The organism is Micromonospora sp. NPDC050397 (assembly GCF_044901685.1).
Taxonomy (GTDB): domain Bacteria; phylum Actinomycetota; class Actinomycetes; order Mycobacteriales; family Micromonosporaceae; genus Micromonospora_G.
In genome coordinates, this window is the sequence record NZ_JBJDPS010000004.1 from 700,567 (window position 1) to 722,763 (window position 22,197).

General features: G+C 73.3%; 9 protein-coding genes. 6 read left to right on the forward strand and 3 right to left on the reverse strand.

What is annotated here, in order from left to right; translation table 11 throughout:
* The first annotated feature begins 7 nt into the window (after window positions 1–7).
* The 6 genes from ACI2K4_RS18795 to ACI2K4_RS18820 all read left to right on the forward strand — a co-directional run bounded on the left by ACI2K4_RS18795 (window position 8) and on the right by ACI2K4_RS18820 (window position 19,263).
* Window positions 8–15,064 (forward strand): SDR family NAD(P)-dependent oxidoreductase, encoded by a 15,057-nt coding sequence (locus tag ACI2K4_RS18795; protein WP_404512938.1) that lies wholly within the window; start codon window positions 8–10, stop codon window positions 15,062–15,064.
* 110 nt (window positions 15,065–15,174) lie between these two features.
* Window positions 15,175–16,104 (forward strand): TIGR03619 family F420-dependent LLM class oxidoreductase, encoded by a 930-nt coding sequence (locus tag ACI2K4_RS18800; protein WP_404512939.1) that lies wholly within the window; start codon window positions 15,175–15,177, stop codon window positions 16,102–16,104.
* A gap of 63 nt (window positions 16,105–16,167) precedes the next feature.
* The gene (locus ACI2K4_RS18805) at window positions 16,168–16,566 is read left to right on the forward strand and encodes an SRPBCC family protein (RefSeq protein WP_404512940.1); all 399 of its coding nucleotides are present in this window, start codon (window positions 16,168–16,170) and stop codon (window positions 16,564–16,566) included.
* A 13-nt stretch (window positions 16,567–16,579) separates the two neighbouring features.
* On the forward strand, window positions 16,580–17,800 hold the full coding sequence (locus ACI2K4_RS18810) for an acyltransferase family protein (protein ID WP_404512941.1): 1,221 nt from the start codon (window positions 16,580–16,582) through the stop codon (window positions 17,798–17,800).
* A gap of 6 nt (window positions 17,801–17,806) precedes the next feature.
* On the forward strand, window positions 17,807–19,021 hold the full coding sequence (locus tag ACI2K4_RS18815) for a cytochrome P450 (RefSeq protein ID WP_404512942.1): 1,215 nt from the start codon (window positions 17,807–17,809) through the stop codon (window positions 19,019–19,021).
* A gap of 32 nt (window positions 19,022–19,053) precedes the next feature.
* Complete coding sequence (locus ACI2K4_RS18820) at window positions 19,054–19,263, forward strand: ferredoxin (protein ID WP_404512943.1); 210 nt, start codon at window positions 19,054–19,056, stop codon at window positions 19,261–19,263.
* A gap of 76 nt (window positions 19,264–19,339) precedes the next feature.
* On the opposite strand, the gene ACI2K4_RS18825 is transcribed toward ACI2K4_RS18820, so the two are convergent.
* From ACI2K4_RS18825 to ACI2K4_RS18835, 3 genes are all read right to left on the reverse strand, one after another.
* Complete coding sequence (locus ACI2K4_RS18825) at window positions 19,340–20,971, reverse strand: bifunctional 3-(3-hydroxy-phenyl)propionate/3-hydroxycinnamic acid hydroxylase (RefSeq protein WP_404512944.1); 1,632 nt, start codon at window positions 20,969–20,971, stop codon at window positions 19,340–19,342.
* Window positions 20,971–21,762: an arylamine N-acetyltransferase gene (locus ACI2K4_RS18830; RefSeq protein WP_404512945.1), complete on the reverse strand. Its 792-nt coding sequence runs from the start codon at window positions 21,760–21,762 to the stop codon at window positions 20,971–20,973. The genes ACI2K4_RS18825 and ACI2K4_RS18830 overlap by 1 nt, the downstream gene beginning before the upstream one ends.
* A gap of 1 nt (window position 21,763) precedes the next feature.
* Window positions 21,764–22,197, reverse strand: a 434-nt coding sequence (locus ACI2K4_RS18835; RefSeq protein WP_404512946.1) for an acyl carrier protein, incomplete at its 5' end; no start/stop codon positions are given.

Here is a 22,197-nt window from a genome sequence, read left to right on the forward strand (position 1 = left end):
GAGGGATGTGTCCACTTTGTTGCGTACGGATCTGATCAGGCCCCTGCCCGAACTGTTGAGGACCAACGCGCTCCGGTTCGGCGACAAGACCGCCTTTCTCGACGCGCGCCGCGCCGTGACCTACGCGGAACTCCACCGCCGTACCGGTCACCTGGCCGGGCACCTGTCCCAACTGCGCCTGCAACCCGGCGACCGGGTGGCGATCCTGCTCGGCAACCAGGTCGAGACGGTGGAGAGTTACCTGGCCATCGTTAGGGCCAGCGGCATCGGCGTACCGCTCAACCCCCGCTCGACCGCGACGGAACTGGCCTATCTGTTGCAGGACAGCGACGCCCGTTTCCTGATCACGGACGCCGCGCACCTCGAACAACTGCGCGCGACGATCGACGCCCGCCCGGGGCTGCGCGTACTGGTGACCGGCGACGGCGGGGTCCCGGCGGACGCCCCGGCCGGCGCGCTCTCGTTCGAGGCACTGGCCCGCACCGAACCGGCCGTGCCGGCGCGCGACGACCTCGGGCTCGACGACCTCGCCTGGATGCTCTACACCTCGGGCACCACCGGCAAGCCCAAGGGCGTGCTGTCCACCCAGCGCAACGGCCTCTGGTCCGTCGCCGCCTGTTACGTGCCGATCCCGGGACTCTCCGCCGAGGACCGGGTGGTCTGGCCGCTGCCCCTGTTCCACAGCCTCGCGCACATCGTCTGCGTGCTCGGGGTGACCGCGGTCGGTGCCACCGCCCGGATCGTCGACGGCTTCTCCGCCGACGAGGTGCTCCGCGCACTCCGCGAGGAGTCCGCGACGTTCCTGGCCGGTGTTCCGACCATGTACCACTACCTGGTACGGGCCGCGCGGGAGACCGGCTTCGAGGCACCCCACCTGCGGATGTGCCTGGTCGGTGGCGCGATCACCACGGCGGCGCTGCGGCGCTCGTTCGAGGAGGCGTTCGGCGCCCCGCTGCTGGACGCGTACGGCAGCACCGAGACCTCCGGGTCGATCACCATCAACTGGCCGACCGGCGCCCGGGTCGAGGGCTCCTGCGGGCTGCCCGTACCCGGGCTCGGGGTGCGCCTGGTCGATCCGGAGACCGGGGTCGACGTCGCCGACGGCGGCGAGGGCGAGGTCTGGGTACGCGGCCCGAGCGTGATGACCCGGTACCACAACCAGCCGGAGGCGACCGCCGCCGTGTTCCGCGACGGCTGGTACCGCACCGGCGACCTGGCCCGCCGGGACGACGCGGGTTACTACACCATCACCGGCCGGATCAAGGAACTGATCATCCGTGGCGGCGAGAACATCCACCCGGGAGAGGTGGAGGAGGTGCTGCGCGGCGTACCGGGCGTCGCCGACGTGGCGGTGGTGGGCAAGCCGCACGAGATCCTCGGCGAGGTGCCGGTGGCCTTCCTGGTGCCCGGTCCGTCCGGACTCGACCCCGAGCAGATCTTCGCGGTCTGCCGCGAGCGGCTCTCCTACTTCAAGGTGCCCGAGGAACTGTACGAGATCGAGGCGATCCCCCGTACGGCGTCGGGCAAGATCACCCGGCACGTGCTGCTCGAACAGCCGGCCCGGCTCCGGGCCGCCGGCTCCGGGCACTTCGAGACCCTGTTCCGGCTGGACTGGATTCCGCTGCCGTCGGTGCCGACCGCCGACGAGCCGGCGGGGCGGTGGGCCGTGGCGGGTCCCGGCGCCGCCGACGTCGCCGCCGCGCTCGGGCGGCTCGGCGTCGCCACCCGGACCTACGACCAGCCCGCCGAAGCTCTCGGCGCGCTCGCCGGATCCGGGCCGGCGCCGGACGTGACGGTGCTGTCGCTGCCGCCGGGCGGGGCTGTCGACACCGCCCCGGGCGGGCCCGCGCAGGCCGTGCTCCGCGAGGTTGCCGGCCAGGTCGAGTCCTGGCTCGCGGCGACCCCGCCGTCCGCCGCCCGGCTGGTCGTGCTCACCCGGGGCGCCGTGGCCGCCGGCCCGGACGAGGACCCGGCGCTGGTGGCGGCGCCCCTGCTGGGCCTGGCGCGGCGAATGCGCCACGAGCACGGCGACCGGGTCGTCCTGGTCGACCTCGACGACGAGGTGGAGTCGGCCGGGGCGTTGCCCTTCGCCCTCCGCTCGGGCGAGCCCCAGTTGGCGGTGCGCTCCGGCGTCGTACTCGCCCCTCGGCTGGCGCACGCGTCGGCCGCCCCGGACCGGGAGCCGGTCCCGTTCGACCCGCGCGGCACGGTCCTGGTCAACGGCGCCGACACCCCGGCCGGCGAGGCGCTCACCCGACACCTCGTGGCCAGCCACGGGGTGCGCCACCTGTCACTGGTCAGCCGACTCGGCCGGGCCGACGAGCGACTCGCTGGCCTGCGTACGGAGCTGACCCGGGCGGGCGCGAAGGTACGACTGCTCGCCTGCGACCCGGCCGACCGCGAAGGACTGGCCGCCGTACTCGGGCAGGAGAAGCGCCCGCTGAGCGCGGTCGTACACGTGGCCGACGCCCCGGGCGAGGCGCGGCCGGACGACCTCGCCGCGGCGCTGGACGGCGCCTGGCACCTGCACGACCTGACGCGCGAGACGCCCTTGGCGGCGTTCGTGCTGGTCTGCTCGGTGACCGCGATGACCGGTGCCGGCGGCTCCGACGACGGACCGGCCGAGGCGGCCTTCCTCGCCGCCCTGGCGCAGCACCGGCGGCGGCTGGGGCTGCCGGGGCTCTGCCTGGCCTGGGGCGCCGACCCCGGCGACGCCGCGCTGCCCGGTATCTCCGGTCTGTCGGTGCGGGACAACCTCGCGGCGTTCGACGCCGCGCGTACGGTCGAGCAGACCGTCCTCGTCGCCATGCGACCCGATCCCCGTTCGGTACGTTCGGACGCGGTGCCGGCGCTGCTGCGCGACCTGATCGACGCGCCGACCTCCGGCGGCGCCCCGGACGACGACGCGACCGCCCGGCTGCGCGAGCGACTCGTCGGCCTCTCCGAGCAGAACCAGCGACAGCTCCTGCTCGACCTCGTCGGGACCGAGACGACCAAGGTGGCCGAGTCCGGTGGGGCGCTCGCCGTGGCGGACCCGGGCCGGGCCTTCCGGGATCGCGGGTTCACCTCGATCGCCGCGGTCCAGCTCCGTGACCGGCTGGTCCGGGCGACCGGGCTGCCGCTGCCGGCCACCCTCGCCTTCGACTACCCCACGCCGCTGGCGCTCGCCCGGTACCTGCGCACCGAACTGCTCGGCGAGCACGGCCAGCCGGACCAGGTCACCGCGGCCCAGCCGGTGTCGGACGACCCCATCGCGATCGTCGCCATGGGATGCCGACTGCCCGGGGACGTACGGTCTCCCGACGACCTGTGGCGGCTGGTCCTGGACGAGGTGGACGCGGTGTCGGACTTCCCCGACGACCGGGGCTGGGACCTCGACGACCTGTTCGACCCGGACCCCGGGGCGGTCGGCAAGTCGTACGTCCGCGAAGGTGGCTTCCTGCACGACGCCGGTGAGTTCGACGCGGCGCTGTTCGGTGTCTCGCCCCGTGAGGCGCTGGCCATGGACCCGCAGCAGCGGCTGCTGCTACAAACCTCGTGGGAGGTGTTCGAGCGGGCCGGGATCGAACCGTCTTCGCTGCGTGGCGCCGCCGTCGGGGTCTTCGCCGGGGTGATGTACCACGACTACGCGGCGGCGCTGACCCGGGTTCCCGAGGGCACCGAGGGCTACCTGGGAATCGGTACGGCCGGCAGTGTGGTCTCCGGCCGGGTGGCGTACACCTTCGGGCTGGAGGGACCGGCCGTCACGGTCGACACCGCCTGCTCGTCCTCGCTGGTGGCCCTGCACCTGGCGGCCCAGGCGATCCGGCAGGGCGAGTGCGCGATGGCGCTCGCCGGAGGTGTGGCGGTGATGGCCCAACCGTCACCGTTCGTGGAGTTCTCGCGGCAACAGGGGCTGGCGCCGGACGGGCGGTGCAAGGCGTTCGCCGACGCCGCCGACGGGACGGGCTGGTCCGAGGGCGTCTCGCTGGTGCTGCTGGAACGGCTCTCCGACGCACGACGCAACGGCCATCCCGTACTCGCGCTGCTGCGCGGGAGCGCGGTCAACCAGGACGGCGCGTCCAACGGCCTGACCGCGCCGAGCGGACCGGCGCAGCAGCGGGTGATCCGGCAGGCACTGGCGAACGCGGGCGTCTCCCCGCTGGAGGTCGACGTCGTCGAGGCGCACGGCACCGGGACCCGACTCGGTGACCCGATCGAGGCGCAGGCGGTGATCGCCACGTACGGCCGGGGACGCCCCGACGACCAGCCGCTCTGGCTGGGCTCGTTGAAGTCGAACATCGGGCACGCCCAGTCGGCGGCCGGTGTGGCCGGCGTGATCAAGATGGTGCAGGCGCTGCGCCACGGCAAGCTTCCCCGGACGCTGCACGTGGACCGGCCGTCGGGCCACGTCGACTGGTCGGCCGGGACGGTCGAGTTGCTGACCGAGGCCCGTGACTGGCCGGCGCTGTCCCGGCCCCGGCGGGCCGGCGTCTCCTCGTTCGGGGTCAGCGGCACCAACGTTCATGTCGTCCTCGAACAGGCGCCGCTCGACGAGGCGGGCCGGGTGCCCACCGGCGGCGGGCCCGCCGGGGTCGCCGAGCGTCCGACCGACCCGCCGCCGGTGACGCCGTGGCTGGTCTCCGGCGCGACCACGCAGGCGTTGCGGGAACAGGCGCGCAGGTTGGCCGCCGACGTCGCCGCGCGCCCCGAACTGGACCGTGACGACCTCGGGCTCTCGCTCGCGACGACGCGGGCGGCGCTGGCCGGGCGGGCGGTGGTCCTGGCGGAGAGCCGGGACGACGGTATCGCCGGCCTGGCCGCGCTCGCCGCCGACAGCTCCGCGCCGAACCTCGTCTCGGGCACCTCCGGCGGCGGGCGACTCGCGGTGCTCTTCACCGGGCAGGGCAGCCAGCGGGCCGGCATGGGGCGCGAGCTGTGCCGGGCGTACCCGGCCTTCCGCGACGTGTTCGACCAGGTCTGCGTGGCGCTCGACGAACACCTGGAGCGTCCGCTGCGGACGGTGGTGTTCGCAGAGCCCGGTTCGGCCGAGGCGGCCCTGCTGGACCGGACCGAGTACGCCCAGCCGGCACTCTTCGCCATCGAGGTGGCGCTCTTCCGGCTGCTCGGGTCGTGGGGCATCACCCCCGACTACGTGGCCGGGCACTCCATCGGCGAACTGGCCGCCGCCACGGTCGCCGGGGTGTGGTCGTTGGCGGACGCCGCCGCCCTGGTGGTGGCGCGTGGGCGGCTGATGCAGGCGTTGCCGGCCGGCGGGGCGATGGTGGCCGTGCAGGCGACCGAGGAGGAGGTCGCCGCAGTGCTGCGCGACGGCGTCGGCATCGCCGCCGTCAACGGGGCCACCGCCACGGTGATCTCCGGGGCCGAGCGGGCGGTCGACGAGGTCGCCACGGAGTTGGCCGCCCGGGGACGCAAGACCAAGCGGCTGCGCGTCTCGCACGCGTTCCACTCCCCGCTGATGGAGCCGATGCTGGCGGAGTTCCACCAGGTCGCGGACCGGCTGACGTACGCGGAGCCGGCCATCCCGGTCGTGTCGAACCTGACCGGTGCGCTGGCCGGTGGGCAGGAGCTGACCCGCCCCGACTACTGGGTACGGCACGTACGCGAGGCGGTCCGGTTCCGCGACGGCGTACGGAGCCTGAGCGAGGCGGGGGTGACCACGTTCCTGGAGATCGGGCCGGGCGGCGTGCTGGCCGGTATGGTGTCGGACTGCCTGGACCCGGAGACCGACCACACCGAGTCGGTCGCCACGCTCCGGGCGGACCAGCCGGAGCCGAGGTCACTGCTGCGGGCCGTGGCGCAGTTGCACGTGCGCGGGGTCCCGGTCGACTGGTCGGCGTACTTCGCCGACGCGGACGTCCAGCGGGTCGAACTGCCCACGTACGCCTTCCAGACCCAGCGGTACTGGTTGGACTCCGTCGCCGCCGAACCGGACCTGTCCGGCGTCGGGCTGGTCGCGGCGGACCACCCGCTGCTCGGCGCGGTGGTCAGCGTGCCAGACGGCGGCGGGGTGATCTGCAGCGGCAAGCTGTCGTTGCGGACCCAGCCCTGGCTGGCCGACCATGCCGTCGCCGGGGTGGTCCTGCTGCCCGGGACCGCACTGGTCGAACTCGTCCTGCGGGCCGCCGACGAGGTGGGCGGCGGTGCCAGGTTGGACGAACTGGTGATCGAGGCGCCGATGGTCCTGCCCGACCGGGGCGATCTGGTGGTCCGGGTGAGCGTGGCGGCGGCGGACGAGTCGGGTCGCCGGCCGGTGGCGGTGCACTCGCGGGCCGACGGTGCGGCACCGGAACTGCCCTGGCTACGGCACGCCTCCGGCCATGTCGGCCCGGACCACGAGACTCCCACGTTCGACCTTCGCGCGTGGCCGCCGGCCGGGGCGCGGGCCGTACCGGTGGACGGTTTCTACGCCGACCAGGCGGCGGCGGGTTATGCCTACGGCCCGGCCTTCCAGGGGTTGCGGGCGGTCTGGACCCGAGGCTCGGAGATCTTCGCCGAGGTCGGACTGCCCGAGGAGGCGGCGGTGCCGGCGGAGAGCTTCGGACTGCACCCGGCGTTGCTGGACGCCGCACTGCACGCGTCGAAGCTGGTACCGGCCGGTCCGGCCGGTCTGCACCTGCCGTTCGCGTTCAACGCGGTGGCACTGCACGCCTCCGGCGCCGCCCGGCTGCGGGTGCGGCTGGTGGCCGCCGGAGCCGACGGTCTGTCGCTGGAGGTGGCCGACGCGACCGGCGAGCCGGTGGCGTCGATCGGCGCGATGTCGCTGCGGCCGGTACCCCCGGGCTCGCTGGGTGTCGACGCCGACCCGGCCCGTGACGCGCTGTTCCGGATCGAGTGGTCCCCGCTCGGGCTGCCGTCGACCGACGACACCGGCCCGTGGGCGACGCTCAACACCGACCTCGCTGCTCACGAACGCACCGCTGGCCGGGTGGTGCCGGGTGCGGTCACCCATGCCGACCCGGCGGCCCTGGCCGAGGCCGTACGGTCCGGGGCGCCGGCTCCGGCGGCCCTCTTCGCACCCGTCGGTCAGCTCGACGCCGGGCCGGAGCGGGTCGGACGGGCCACCGCGCGGGTGCTGGAGACCATCCAGTCGTGGTTGGCCGAACCGGAGCTGGCCCCGACCCGACTGGTCGTACTCACCCGGGGCGCGGTGGCGGTGCACGGACCCGCCGAGGTGCGTGACCCCGCCGCCAGCGCCGTCTGGGGCCTGGTCCGTTCGGCGCAGTCGGAGCACCCCGACCGGATCGTCCTGATCGACATCGACGACGAGCGCGAGTCGTGGGACCGGCTCGCGGGCGCGCTCGCCACCGCCGAGCCGCAACTGGCACTCCGCGCCGGGGTCGCCTCGGTGCCCCGGCTGGCCCGGGTCGCCTCCGACGGTGGCCTGACCGCCCCGCCCGGGGTCGACGCGTGGCGGCTGGAGGTGACCACCGACGGCGGCACGTTGGCGGACCTCGCCCTGGTCGCCGCGGACGGGGTGACCGATCCGCTGCCGGCCGGTCAGGTCCGGTTGGCCGTACGGGCCGCCGGGGTGAACTTCCGTGACGTCCTGATCTCGCTCGGCATGGTGCCCGGCCAGAGTGGACTCGGGGGCGAGGCCGCCGGAGTGGTGCTGGAGGTCGGCCCGGGGGTGACCGGACTCGCACCCGGCGACCGGGTGATGGGAATGATCGCCGAGTTCGGTGCCTTCGGTCCGGTGGCGGTGACCGACGCCCGACTGCTGGTACGGATCCCCACCGGCTGGTCCTTCGCCCAGGCGGCGGCGGTGCCGATCGCCTTCCTCTCGGCCTACTACGGGCTGCGGGACCTCGCCGACCTGCAACCGGGCGAGTCCGTGCTGGTCAACGCGGCAGCCGGTGGCGTCGGCATGGCCGGGGTGCAGCTCGCGCGGCACTTCGGCGCCGAAGTGTTCGGCACCGCCAGCCCCGGCAAGTGGGACACGCTGCGCTCCGGCGGACTGGACGACGAACACATCGCCTCCTCACGGGACGCGGAGTTCCGTACCCGGTTCCTGGCGGTCACCGACGGGCGCGGGCTGGACGTGGTGCTCAACTCGCTGACCGGCGACCTGGTCGACGCGGGGCTGGCCCTGCTGCGCCCGGGTGGGCGGTTCCTCGAACTCGGCAAGACCGACATCCGTGACTCCGACCGGGTCGCCGCCGACCACGACGGCGTCGCCTACCGCCCGTACGACCTGCGGGAAGCCGGGCCGGACCGGATCGGTGCGATCCTCCGCGAACTGGTCGTCCTCTTCGAATCCGGGGCGATCACGCCGTTGCCGGTGATCGCCTGGGACGTCCGGCGGGCCCCCGAGGCGTTCCGCCACCTGAGCCAGGCACGCCACGTCGGCAAGGTCGTGCTGCGCATTCCGCGTCAGCTCGACCCCGACGGTTCGGTGCTGATCACGGGTGGCACCGGTGCGCTGGGCGCGCTCACCGCACGGCACCTGGTGACCGAGCACGGCGTCCGCGAGCTGGTGCTGACCAGCCGACAGGGCCTCGACGCACCGGGCGCGGGCGACCTGGTCGACGAACTGGCCGACCTCGGCGCCCGGGTCAGCGTCGTCGCCTGCGACGTGGCGGACCGGGCCGCACTGGAGCGGGTGCTGGCCGCACCGCCCGGCGGGCGTCCCTGGACCGGTGTTGTACACACCGCCGGGGTGATCGACGACGGGACGGTCACCGCGATGACGCCGCAGCGGTTCGACACGGTGCTCAGGCCCAAGGCGGAAGCCGCCCTGCACCTGCACGAGCTGACCCGGGAACTGGATCTGGCGGCGTTTGTCCTGTTCTCCTCGGCGGCCGGCGTGTTCGGCAATCCCGGACAGGCCAACTACGCCGCGGCGAACGCCTTCCTGGACGGGCTGGCCCAACACCGTCAGGCGCAGGGGCTGGCCTCGGTCTCCCTGGCCTGGGGGATGTGGGAGCAGCGGAGCACGATGACCGCCCAGCTCGACGACGTCACGCTCGGCCGGAACCGCCGCGACGGCATGACCGGCCTGCCCAGCGCCAAGGGCCTCGCGTTGTTCGACGCCGGAGCGCGGACGGCCGACGCGGCACTGGTGGCAGCCAACCTCGACCTCGCCGGGCTCCGGTCCCGGCCGGACGGGGAGCAGGTGCCGGTGCTGCTGCGCAACCTGGTACGCCGCCGCCGGTCCGCGCAGGCGGCGCCGGCCCCGGACGACGCGCTCGCCCGCCGTCTCGCCGGGCTGGCCGAGCCCGACCAGCTCCGGCTGCTGCTCGACGTCGTACGGGCGGAGGCGGCGACGGTGCTGGGGCACGCCACGGCGGAGGCGGTCGACGCGGAGCGGGCCTTCCGGGACACCGGCTTCGACTCGCTGACCGCGGTGGAGTTGCGCAACCGCCTCGGCGGCCGGACCGGACGGCGGCTCTCCCCGACCCTGGTCTTCGACTACCCGACACCGCTGACGCTCGCCCGTCACCTCCGGGCCGAACTGGTCGGTGCCGACCTCGCCGAGCCCGTGCCGGTGGCCACCGCACCGCAGGCGGCGCCGGACGAGCCGATCGCCATCGTGGCGATGGCCTGCCGCTTCCCGGGTGGGGCGGACAGCCCGGAGGAGTTCTGGCGGCTGCTGGCCGACGGGGTGGACGCCACCTCCGAGTTCCCGGAGGACCGTGGCTGGGATCTGGAGACGCTGTTCGACCCGGACCCGGACCACCAGGGCACGTCCTACGTACGGCGCGGGGCCTTCATCGACGCGGCCGGGTTCGACTCCGAGTTCTTCGGCATCTCGCCCCGGGAGGCGCTCGCCATGGACCCGCAGCAGCGGCTGCTGCTGGAGGCGTCCTGGGAGGTCTTCGAGCGGGCCGGGATCGACCCCGGTTCGCTGCGCGGCACCAACGTGGGCGTCTTCACCGGGCTGATCAACCACGACTACGCCAGCCGGCTGGGCCGCACCCCCGGCGAGATCGAGGGTTACCGGTTGACCGGGATCTCCGGCAGCGTCGCCTCCGGTCGGGTCGCGTACACGCTCGGGTTGGAAGGGCCGGCGTTGACCGTCGACACGGCCTGCTCCTCGTCGTTGGTGGCGCTTCACCTCGCGGCGCAGTCACTGCGCCAGGGCGAGTGCACGATGGCGCTGGTCGGCGGGGTGACGGTGATGGCGACCCCGGACAACTTCGTCGAGTTCTCCCGGCAGCGGGGGCTCGCGCCGGACGGCCACTGCAAGCCGTTCGCCGCCGCCGCCGACGGGACCGTCTGGTCGGAGGGGCTGGGTCTGCTGCTGGTCGAGCGGCTGTCCGAGGCGCAGCGGCGGGGACACCGGGTGTTGGCGGTGCTCCGTGGCACGGCGGTCAACCAGGACGGCGCCTCGAACGGCCTGACCGCGCCGAACGGACCCTCCCAGCAGCGGGTGATCACGCAGGCACTGGCGAACGCGGGTCTGACCACCCGGGACGTCGACGTGCTGGAGGCGCACGGCACCGGCACCGCCCTCGGCGATCCGATCGAGGCGCAGGCGCTGCTGGCCACGTACGGGCAGGGCCGCCCGGAGGACCGGCCGCTCTGGCTGGGCTCGGGCAAGTCGAACATCGGGCACACCCAGGGCGCCGCCGGGGTCGCCGGAGTGATCAAGATGGTGCTGGCGATGCGGCACGGGGTGCTGCCGAAGACCCTGCACGTCGACGCGCCGTCGCCGCACGTCGACTGGTCCTCGGGCGCGATCCGGCTGGCCACCGAGACGATGCCGTGGCCGACCGACGGCCCGACCCGCCGGGCGGCGGTCTCCTCGTTCGGCATCAGCGGCACCAACGCGCACGTCGTCCTCGAACACGCGCCGGCCGTCGACGGGTCGACCGGGACCGAACACACACCGGCCGGGACCGAACACACGCCGGCCGTCGACGGGTCGACCGAAGTCGAGCGGCGGCCGGCCGACGACTCGGCCTCGCCGGTGCTGCCCGTACTGCTGTCCGCCCGGACCCCGGAGGGGCTCCGCGCCCAGGCGGGACGGCTGGCGACGTACCTGGAGCAACGCCCGGGGTGGGCGGTCGCCGACGTGGCGCACTCCTCGCTGGCCGGCCGCGCGTCGCTGGAGCACCGGGCGGCGGTGCTCGCCGGTGATGCCGAGACACTGGTCGTCGGCCTTCGGGCGTACGGCCGGGGCGAGCCGATCGGCAGTGCCCTCGACGGTACGCCGCTGGGCGGCGGCGTCGCCTTCCTCTGCACCGGTCAGGGCAGCCAGCGCACCGGCATGGGACGGGAACTCTACGACCTCCACCCGGTGTTCGCCTCCGCCTTCGACGACGCCTGCCGGGAGCTGGACCGCAACCTGGCCGGACACGTGGACGAGCCGGTACGTGACGTGGTGTTCGCACAGCCGGGCTCGCCCGTCGCCGAACTGCTGCACCAGACCGTCTACACCCAGGCGGCGCTCTTCGCGATCGAGACGGCCCTGTTCCGCCTGCTGGAGTCGTGGGGCGTACGTCCCGACTACCTCGCCGGACACTCGATCGGCGAGGTGGTGGCGGCACACCTGGCCGGGGTCTTCTCACTGCCGGACGCCGCCGCGCTGGTGGCCGCGCGCGGCCGGCTCATGCAGGAGCTCCCGCCCGGCGGGGCGATGCTGTCGGTGCAGGCGTCGGTGGAGGAGATCGCGCCCCTGCTGGCCGGCGTGGAGTCCCGGCTGGGCGTCGCCGCGGTCAACGGCCCGCGCGCGGTGGTGGTCTCCGGCGACGACGACGCGGTGGCCGAGTTCGCGGCGCAGTCCGAGGCGCTCGGCTGGAAGACCCGCCGGCTGCGGGTCAGCCACGCGTTCCACTCGCCCCGGATGGAACCGATGCTGGACCGGTTCCGGGCGGTCCTGGGGGAACTGTCCTACCAGGAGCCGACCATCGCGGTGGTGTCGAACCTGACCGGTGAGGTGGCACCGGAGCGGCGGCTCCGTTCGCCCGAGTACTGGGTCGAGCACGTGCGCGGCACGGTACGGTTCCTCGACGGCGTACGCACCCTCGGCGACCTCGGTGTGACCACCTTCGTCGAGCTGGGACCAGACGCGGTGCTGAGCGCGATGGCGCGCGAGGGCCTCGGCGACGACCGTACGGTGAACTGGGCTCCGACCATGCGTCGCGACCAGCCCGAGGCGGCCACCCTGATGGCCGGGCTCGCCCGGGCGGCGGTGCACGGGGTCGCGGTGGACTGGTCCCCGCTGCTCGCCGGAGCCCGACTGGTCGACCTGCCGACGTACGCCTTCCAACGGCGGCGCTACTGGCCGGACGCCCCGGTGCCGTCCGTCGGCGCGGGTGACCTGTTGCCGTCCCCGGACCACCCGCTGCTCGGCGCTTTGGTGGCACTGCCGGGGACGCGGGGGCCGGTGTTCGCCGGGCGGTTGTCGTTGCGGACCCACCCGTGGCTCGCCGACCACACCGTGTCGGACGTGGTGGTCCTGCCCGGCACCGCCCTGGTCGAACTGGCCGTGCGAGCGGGCGACGAGGTCGGCGCGAACCAGGTCGAGGAGCTGGTCATCGAGGCGCCGCTGGTGCTGCCGGCCCAGGGCGCGGTGGCGCTGCGGGTGGTGGTCGACGAACCGGGGACGGACGGGCGCCGGGCGGTGGGCGTGTACTCGCGTCCGGAGGTTCCCGACCACGGCGGCTGGGTTCGGCACGCCGCCGGGGTGCTCTCCAGCGAGCCCGTCGAGCCCGTCGAGCCCGCGTTCGACCTCGCGGTCTGGCCGCCGACCGGGGCGGAGCCGGTCGACCTGGCGGACTTCTACCCGAGGATGCGGGACGCCGGACTCGCGTACGGCCCGGTGTTCCAGGGCCTGCGCGCGGTCTGGACCCGGGACGGCGAGGTCTTTGCCGAGATCTCGCTACCGGACGACCCGGGAGCGCCGGCCGGCGCCTTCGGGCTCCATCCCGCCCTGCTCGACGCGGCGCTGCACGCGGCGAGTTTCGGCGCCGTCGCGGTGAGCCCGGCCGGACACGTCACCCTTCCGTTCGCCTGGAACGACGTCGCGCTGCACGCGGCCGGCGCGGCGGCGCTGCGGGTCCGGATCGTGCCGGCGGGTGCCGACACCATCGCGCTGGCGGCGGCCGACCAGACCGGCGCGGCCGTGGTCTCGGTCGGTTCCCTCGCCTTCCGGTCGCTGTCGACGGCGCAGCTCGCCCCCGTGGCCGACGCCGGCCGCGACACGCTGTTCGGCGTCGAGTGGGTGCCGCTGGCCGGCACCGTGGCCGCCGAGCCGGCTGGGTGGGCCGTGCTGGGCGCCCCGTCGGCACTCGCGCCGTCCGCCGCCAGGGTCTTCCCGGACGTGACCGCGCTCGCCGCCTCGGTGGTCGCGGGCGGGTCGTTGCCCGAGGTGGTGCTGCTCGACCTGCCCCACCCGGGAGACGACGAACGGTCGGTGTCGACACCGGCGCGTACCCGGTCGTGGACCGGTCACGTACTGGCCGTGCTGCGGGCGTGGCTGGACGAACCGCTGCTCGAACCCGTACGGCTCGTCGTGGCGACGCGGTCGGCCGTGGCCGTGGTCCCCGGCGAGAGCGTCGATCCGCCCGCCGCCGCGGTCTGGGGCCTGGTCCGCACCGCCCAGTCGGAGAGTCCGCAGCGGGTCGTACTGGTCGACGTCGCTGGTCCGGCACCGGCCGTGTGGGCAGCGGCGGCCTCGGCGCAGCCGCAGCTCGCGGTCCGGGACGCGACGGTGACGGTGCCCCGGCTGGCCCGGCCGACCGTCACGAGGCCGTCCAACGGCACGGGAGCGTCCGGCGGCACGGGAGCGTCCGGGGCGGGTCGCGCCCTCGACCCACGGGGCACGGTGCTCGTCACCGGCGGCACCGGCAGCCTGGGCGGCCTGGTCGCCCGCCACCTGGTCGCCAACCACGGGGTACGGCACCTCATGCTGCTCAGCCGGGGCGGCACGAGCGCCGACGGGGCGGTGGACCTCGTCGCCGACCTCACCGCCGCCGGTGCCGAGGTGGTGGTCCGGGCGGCCGACGTGGGCGACCGACGCTCACTGGCCGAGGCGCTGGCCGCCGTCCCCGTGGAGCACCCGCTCACCGGTGTCGTGCACACCGCCGGGGTGCTGGACGACGGGGTCCTGGCCGCGATGAGCCCGGACCGGCTGGACACGGTGCTGCGGCCGAAGGCGGACGGTGCCTGGCACCTGCACGAGCTGACCCGTGACCTGGACCTGGCCGTCTTCGTCACGTTCTCGTCGGTCGCGGCGACCTTCGGCAACGCGGGTCAGGGCAACTACGCCGCCGCCAACGCCTTCCTCGACGGTCTGGCACACCTGCGCCGGGCCGAGGGTCTGGCGGCGAGCTCGATCGCCTGGGGCCTGTGGGAGGTGTCGAGTGGGCTGACCGCCGCCCTCGACGCGCGGGTGGCGGCGCGAGGACGGCGCGGTTTTGTCCTGCCGCTGCCGGTCGCCGACGGTCTGGCCCTGTTCGACGCCGCCGTACCCGGGGCGGATCCGGCACCGGTCGCGGTCCGGCTGGACCTGCCCGGTCTCCGGGCCGGCACCGACGTCCCGGCGATGCTGAGCGGGCTGGTCCGACCGCTGCGTCGGGTCGTGGCCGGGGCCGGCACGGTCGGCACCGACCTGGCCGCCAGGCTGGGTGCACTGGCCGCGGCCGAACAGGACCAACTGCTGCTGGAACTCGTACGCGCCTCCGCCGCGGCGGCGCTCGGGCACAGCTCGGCCGAGACGGTTCGGGCCGAGGCGGCGTTCAAGGACATCGGGTTCGACTCCCTGGCAGCGGTCGACCTGCGCAACCGGCTCGCCGAGACGGCGCGGGTCCGGCTGCCCGCGACGGCCGTCTTCGACTTCCCGACGCCGGTGGCGCTCGCCCGTCATCTGCGCGAGCACCTGCTCGGCCCGGTCGCGACGGCGACGGTGCCGGCGCTGGTCGAGTTGGAGCGGCTGGAGCGGACGCTGGGCGGCGGCGGATTGGACGACGACCTGAGGAGCCAGGTGCTGGGGCGGCTCCAGGCCCTCGCCGCCAACCTCGACCGCCGCGACGGGCTGGCCCTGCGCGACCTGGGCCTGGAGACGGCCACCGACGAGGAGATCTTCCAGCTCATCGACGAGGAACGCGGCCGGCCCTGACCGGCCGGACCGGATATCTCCCACCCATCCGACGTGGCCGGCCCAACGCCCGACCGGGCCGGTCACAGCTACGGCGGCAACCGCCGTCGGTGCTCACGAAGGGACCAAAAATGGACCTTGGGGTCGCGCTACCCAGCGCCGGAGAACTGGCCACCCCGGCGAACATACTGAGGTACGCCCAGGAGGCCGAGCGGCTGGGCTACGCCTCGATCTGGACGTACGAGCGGGTGCTGCGCCCGATCGCGCCGGTGGCGCAGCCCGGTGGCGGCCCGCCGCAGGCCCTGCCCGACTTCTACCGCACCGTGTACGACCCGCTGGAGACGCTCAGCTACCTCGCCGCGGTGACCACCCGGATCACGCTCGGCACCAGCATCGTCGACGCGCTGCTGCACCCACCGGTGGTGCTGGCGCGGCGCTTCGCCACCCTGGACCAGCTCTCCGGCGGCCGGGTCGTCGCCGGGCTCGGGCAGGGCTGGATGCGGGAGGAGTTCCAGACCGCGAACGTGCCGTTCCGGCGGATGGGGGCCGGCTTCGACGAGGTGGTCGGCGCCATCCGGGCGACCTGGGGCCCGGACCCGGTCCGGTACGAGGGCAGGTTCTACCGGATCACGCCGTCCGAGGTGAACCCCAAGCCGGTGCAGTCGCGGCTACCGATCCTGGTCGGCGCGATGACACCGGCCGGCATCGAACGGGCGGCCCGGATCGCCGACGGACTCAACCCGATCGCGTTCTCCGCCGAGATGCTGGTCGGCGCGGGTGCCCGGTTCCGTGGTGCGGCCCGTGCGGCCGGTCGCGACCCGGACACGTTGACGGTGGTCGCCCGGGCGAACGTCTCGATCACGAGCCGGCCGGTCGACCGGGACCGGCAGTTCCTCGGCGGCTCACCGGACCAGATCGCCGACGATCTGGCCAAACTGCGGGGCAACGGCGTCGACCACGTGTTCCTGGCGAACATGACCGCGACCGACATCGACGAGGAGATCGATCTGTTGGGCCGGATCCGCACCGCCACCGCCGGTCTCGACGTCGGCGTCGACTGAACCGTCGGCTCGCGCACCGCTCGCCGCGTCCGTGGCGGGCACCCTTTTCGAAACGGAGGATCCATGGCATCGATCACCCACGACTTCGCGGTTGAGGCCAGCGTGGACAAGGCGTGGAAGGCCCTGTCGGACGTCGGCGCCGTCAACCAGCTCATCACGTTCCTCGGTCCGGTCACCGTCGACGGCGACGTCCGGACGGTCGACATGGGGGAGTTCCTGATCAAGGAACTCATCGTCGCCGTCGACCCCGAGCAGCGGCGGGTCGCGTACAGCATCAAGGAGTCGCCGTACGAGTTGGAGCACCACCACTCCAGCATGCAGATCCTGCCCGCGGCGGACGCGGCGGACGGCTGCCGGATGGTGTGGACCATCGACGTCAAGCCGGACGCGACCGCCGACGAGATGGCCCCGGGCGTGGTGAACGCCGTCGAGGCGATCCGGAAAGCCCTCGCCGGAGAGTGAAAGGTGACAGCGCGTGACCTCAACTAATCCACTGCCGCTCGCCGGGACCGAGTCCACCGAGCGGTCGAATCTGCCGTCCCTGACGGGACTACGCTTCGTCGCGGCACTGCTGGTCTTCTTCGCCCACGCCTTCCTGCTGAACAACCCGCTGAACCTGGCCGTGCCGATCAACCCGTACGCGGACGAGGGACTGGCGAACGGACTGGCGAAGGTGTTCGCGCCGGCGGGTTTTGTCGGGGTGTCGTTCTTCTTCGTGCTCAGCGGGTTTGTCCTCGCCTGGTCGTCCCGACCGGGGGAGCGGGTGCAGGCATTCCTGCGCCGCCGGCTGCTGAAGATCTTCCCGAACCACCTGGTGGCGTGGGCGCTGGTCATGGTTCTCTTCGCCGCAGCCTACACGCCGCTGCACGCGTGGCTGCCCAACCTCTTCCTGGTGCACTCGTGGATCCCGTTGGACGACACCAACAGCAGCGTCAACGTACCGGCCTGGTCGCTCTGCTCCGAACTGCTGTTCTACCTGATGTTCCCGTTCATCATCCGGCCGCTGATGCGGATCAGGGAGAGCCGGCTGTGGTGGTGGGCCGGCGGCGCCGTCGCCGCCATCGCCGTGGTGGCCGTGATCGCGAGGTACGTCATCCCGGAGGGCACGCACTTCGTGCTCGCACCGCTGCCGTTGACGCAGATGTGGTTCGCCTACCTCTTCCCGCCGTCACGGATGTTCGAGTTCATCCTCGGCATCCTGCTGGCCCGGATCGTCCTGGCCGGGCGCTGGCCCCGGATCGGGGTCATCCCGGTGCTCCTGCTCGCGGTCGCGGGCTACACCGCGGTGATCTTCGTGCCGGCGCCGTTCAACTTCGTCCTCGTCATGGTGGTGCCGATCGCGGCGATCATCGGTACGGCGGCGACGGCGGACATCCGGGGGTCGCGTTCGGTGCTGCGCACCCCGCTGATGGTCTGGCTCGGCACCGTCTCGTTCGGCTTCTACATCATCCAGGCGGTCCCCATCTTCTACGGCCGGCTCGAGCTGTTCGGCGGCGACACGTACAGCTTCCCGGTCGCCACGGCGTTGCTGCTGGGGCTCTTCCTGGCCACGTTGTTCCTCGGCTGGCTGCTCTACCGGTTCGTGGAGGCCCCGGTCATGCGCCGTTGGAGCCGCAGCCGCCGGTCGACCCCGCCGCTTCCCCCGGTCCCGGGCCTGGTGCCCGCGCCCTCCACCGGCACCACGACAGGAAGGTGAGCAGCCATGACGGCTGACGAAGAGCCCAAGACGGAAGAGGCCGTCGCGTACCCGTTCGGTGAGTACGACCGGCTGAACCTGCACCCCAACTACGCGCTGTTCCGCAAGGAACGGCCGGTGGCCCGGGTCAGCATGCCCTACGGCGGCGAGGCGTGGCTGGCCACCCGGTACGAGGACAGCAAGACGGTGCTCGCCGACCCGAGGTTCAGCCGGGCCGCCACCATCGGCGCCGACGTGCCCCGGGTGCGTCAGGCGTACGAGGATCCGATCATCGTGGCGATGGACCCGCCCGAGCACACCCGGCTGCGCAAGCTGGTGGCCAAGGCGTTCACCAGCCGGCGGGTCGAGCAGCTTCGTCCCCGTACGCAGGAGATCGTCGACGGTCTGATCGACGGGCTGCTCGCCGCCGGGGCCCCGGCGGACCTCGCCGAACGGTTCGCCTGGCCGTTGCCGATCACCGTGATCTGCGAACTGCTCGGTGTCCCCGCGGCCGACCAGGGTACGTTCCGCAAGCTGGTCGACACCTGGCTGTCGGTCGGCGACGCCCGGCCGCTGGAGGAGGTGACCGGTGCCCTCGGCCAGCTCCAGGGCTACATGTCGGAACTGCTCGAACAGCGTCGGGCGGTGCCGGCCGACGACCTGCTCTCCGCGCTGGTCCAGGCTCGTGACGGCGGGGACAGGCTCAGCCCCGAGGAGACGGTGATGCTCGGCATCACCCTGCTGGCCGCCGGGCACAAGACAACGGCGAACCAGTTCAGCAGTCACATCTTCGCCCTGCTGTCCAACCGTGACCGCTGGCTGGAACTGGTCGACCACCCGGACCTGGTGCCACGGGCGGTGGAGGAACTGCTGCGTTACTCGCCGCTGTCACCGGCATCGGACAACACCCGGATCGCGCTGGAGGACGTGGAGCTGAGCGGCCAGGTCATCCGGGCCGGCGAGGCGGTGCTGGTGAACTACGCCGCCGGCAGCCGGGACGAGACGGTGTTCCCGAACCCGGACGAGCTGAACTTCCACCGGGAGCGCAACCAGCACCTGGCCTTCGGCCACGGGCTGCACCACTGCCTGGGCGCACCGCTGGCCCGGATGGAGCTGCAACTGGCACTGGGCACCCTGCTCCGCCGGGTGCCGAGCCTGGACCTGGCCATCCCGGCCGAGGACGTGCCGTGGCGGAAGGACTCGGTGGCCCGCGGCGTCCAGTCGCTGCCGGTCCGCTGGTGAGCGGCGGTCTGTCCGGCGTCCGCTGGCGGGTCGTGAGCGACAGCGGGGCCTGCGCCGGGGCGGGTGTCTGCGCGAGCGTCGTACCGACCCGGTTCAAGCTGGTCGACGGTTACGGTGAGCCGATCGAGCCCGAGGTGGAGCCGGACGACCAGGTCCTGCTCGCCGCGAACCTCTGCCCGATGGGCGCGCTCCGGGTGACCGACGCGGCGACCGGCGAACTGCTGGCGCCGGAGGACGACTGACCGCCGCTCGTACCGGGCGGTGGCGGGAGCGGGCGGGGCCGATCGGCCCCGCCCGCTTCGCCGCGCCTGGACGAGATCAGGCGGTGGCGACGGCGGGCTGGCCGCCGGCCACCACCGGCCGGTCCGATCGGAGGAGCTGTTGACGCAGGTCGTCGACGAGCGCCGCCAGCTCCGCGGCCGTCCGCGCGGCGCCGAAGAGGTAGAAGTCCGGCCGGACGAGGACCGCGATGGTCCCCATCCCGCCGAGGTAGTCGAGGTAGACCCCCTCGGCGTCCACGACGGCCGGGGCCTGCGCCCCGGCCGGGTCGTCGGCCGGAAGCAGCCGCGCGAAGCGCACGCCCAACTCCTCCAGGAAGCGGAGCCGGTCGAGGTCCAGCAGGTCGTCCGGGGATTCCGTGCTGATCAGGGCGAAGCCGAGCCCGACCACCTCGTCGAAGAGCGCGGTCCGCCCGTCCCGGGTCACCCGACCCTGCGGCACGAGGTGCCCGACCGGCGCCCCGGGCGGGCGGAGCGCCGCGTCCTGTAGGAATCCCTCGGCCAGTGACTCGACCACGGACGGCGGCCGGGTCGGGGCGATGCCCCGTTTCCTGACCGCCATCATCATCTCGTCGCGGTCCGCCGCCGCCGCCGGATCCGTCTGGCAGATCACCCGGCCGAGGTTGACCGAGATCCCGATGGCGTGTTGCACGTGCTGCCGGCGCTCGACCGGGTACGTGTCCAGGGTCTGCTCGTCGGCGAGGCCGCGCAGGACCAGGTCGAGCTTCCAGGCGACGTTCGCGGCGTCGCGGAACCCAGAGGACATGCCCTGGGCCGCGAACGGCGGCATCAGGTGGGCGGCGTCGCCCGCGATGAGCAGTCGGCCGGAGCGCCACCGGTCGGCGAAGCTGGCCTGGAAGGTGTAGACGGCGTGCCGCTCCAGCGTGGCGTTGCCGGGGTGGATGTCGAACAGCCGCAGCAGGCGCCAGGCGGTCGCCGCGGTGTCGAACTCGTCGAGCGGCTCGCCGGCCGTACGCATGAACTCCCACCGGCGGTGGCCGGGACCGGCCGACACCGCCGTACGTGGCCGGGCCGGGTCGCAGACCTGGAGGTTGTTCGGCCGGAACTCGCGGGGCGGGTCCGGTACCACGTCACAGATCAGCCAGTCGTGCTCGAAGCCCAGGTCGGTGACGGTCGTGGCGATCTCGCGGCGGACGAGGCTGTTCGCCCCGTCGCACCCCACCACCCAGCCCGTGTGCAGGGTCAGTTCGCCGCCGTCGCCGTCGAGCGCGACCACACCCACGCCGTTGCCGCCGGGGTGCAGCCGTACCACCTCGTAGCCGCGCAGCACCCGCAGCGTGGGCAGCGCCGCACCGAGGGCGGCGAGTTCCGCCTCCAGCCCGGGCTGGTACATCGAGGTGGAGTCGGGCCAGCCGGAGCGGCCGAGCCCCTCGGCGGCGTCGAAGTGCAGCAACTCCTGCCCGTCGGCGTTCTCCCAGGTGTAGTCCCCGGACGGCTCGCCGAACCTGCTGATCAGTTCACCGAGGCCGGCACCGGCGAGGATGCGCGCCGACTCGCCGTCGAAGGCCACCGCCCGGGGCATCGGGTACGGTCGCGGCCACCGTTCGAGCACCGTCACCGACCAGCCGCGTCCGGCCAGCAGGACCGCCAGCAGTTGCCCGACCGGGCCGTAGCCGACGATCACCACGTCCGGGTCGTCGTTGACGGACATCAGCCGGCCACCCCGAGGATGTCGTCGACGACGGCCTGGAAGTCGACCGGGTCGACCAACACCCGCACCTTCTCGTGCCCGCCGTCAACCCGCAGGTAGCGCCGACCGACCAGCACCATCTGGCCCTCCTCGAAGGACCGGGCCCGGATGACGGTGCCGGCCGCGACGATCTCACCCTCCCAGTTCCAGCCGGGGTCGTCCTCGTCCCCGCTGCCGCCCGCGCCCTCCCACTCGGCGAGCGTGCGCGGCTGGAGCCTGAACCGGTAGACCGCCTGCCAGTCACCGGCCTGGGTCTTGCGATCGACCACGTGGTACTCCCCCTGGGGGAGCACCCGGTACTGGCAGCCGTACTGTTCCTGCACCTCGGGACTGAGCAGCAGCGGGTCAACGTACCCGGGGCCGGCGAAGCCGACGTCGGTCAGCCACACCTCGCCGTCCAGCCGCACCCCGAGGAACATGTGCTCAAGGTCGGGCCCGAAGGCGCCACTCGGCCCGCGTACGCCGGACGAAAGCATGATCACGTCGTACCCGAGTTCGCGCAGGAGCCGTTGGAACATGCCGCTGAGCTCGAAGCAGACGCCGCCCTGGCGACGTACGACGACCTTCTCGAACGTCTCGTCCAGGTTGACGTCCACGTCGTTCAGTACGGCGGTGCCGAGGTCCGCCTGCGCGGAGTTGTTGAACGGGATCAACATCAGGTGCCTGCGATGCAGCTCGCGCAGGGTCTGCGCGTTCGGTTCGGTCGGGCCGTCGTAGCCGATCGCGGAGAGGTACGTTTCGACGCTGAACATGTCAGGCACTGCTCCCTGTGAGTAGCTTTTCCCGCAGGTGCTCGGCGAGCATCCGCGGCGTTGCGTAGTCGAACAGCAGGGTGACCGGGAGCCGCAGTCCTGTCGCCTCGGACAGCCGGTTGCGTAGTTCCACTGCCATCAACGAGTTGAAGCCCACCTCGAAGAACGGGTCGTCCGAGCCGATCGTGTCCTCGGTTCGCCCCTGCGCGCTCGACGCCTCGTCGCGTACGAGCGTGAGCAGGAGTTCGTCGCGTTCCTCCTCGGACAGTTCGACGAGTTGTTCGGCGAGCGACATCCGCTCCTCCTGGTCTTTCTCCTCGGCGAGCGTGCCGCCCGCGATCGCGGTTGTTTGGTGGAGCCAGTAGTGGTGGTGTTGGAAGGGGTAGGTGGGTAGTGGGGTGTGGTTTGTGGTGGGGGTGTGGTGGGGCCAGGTGA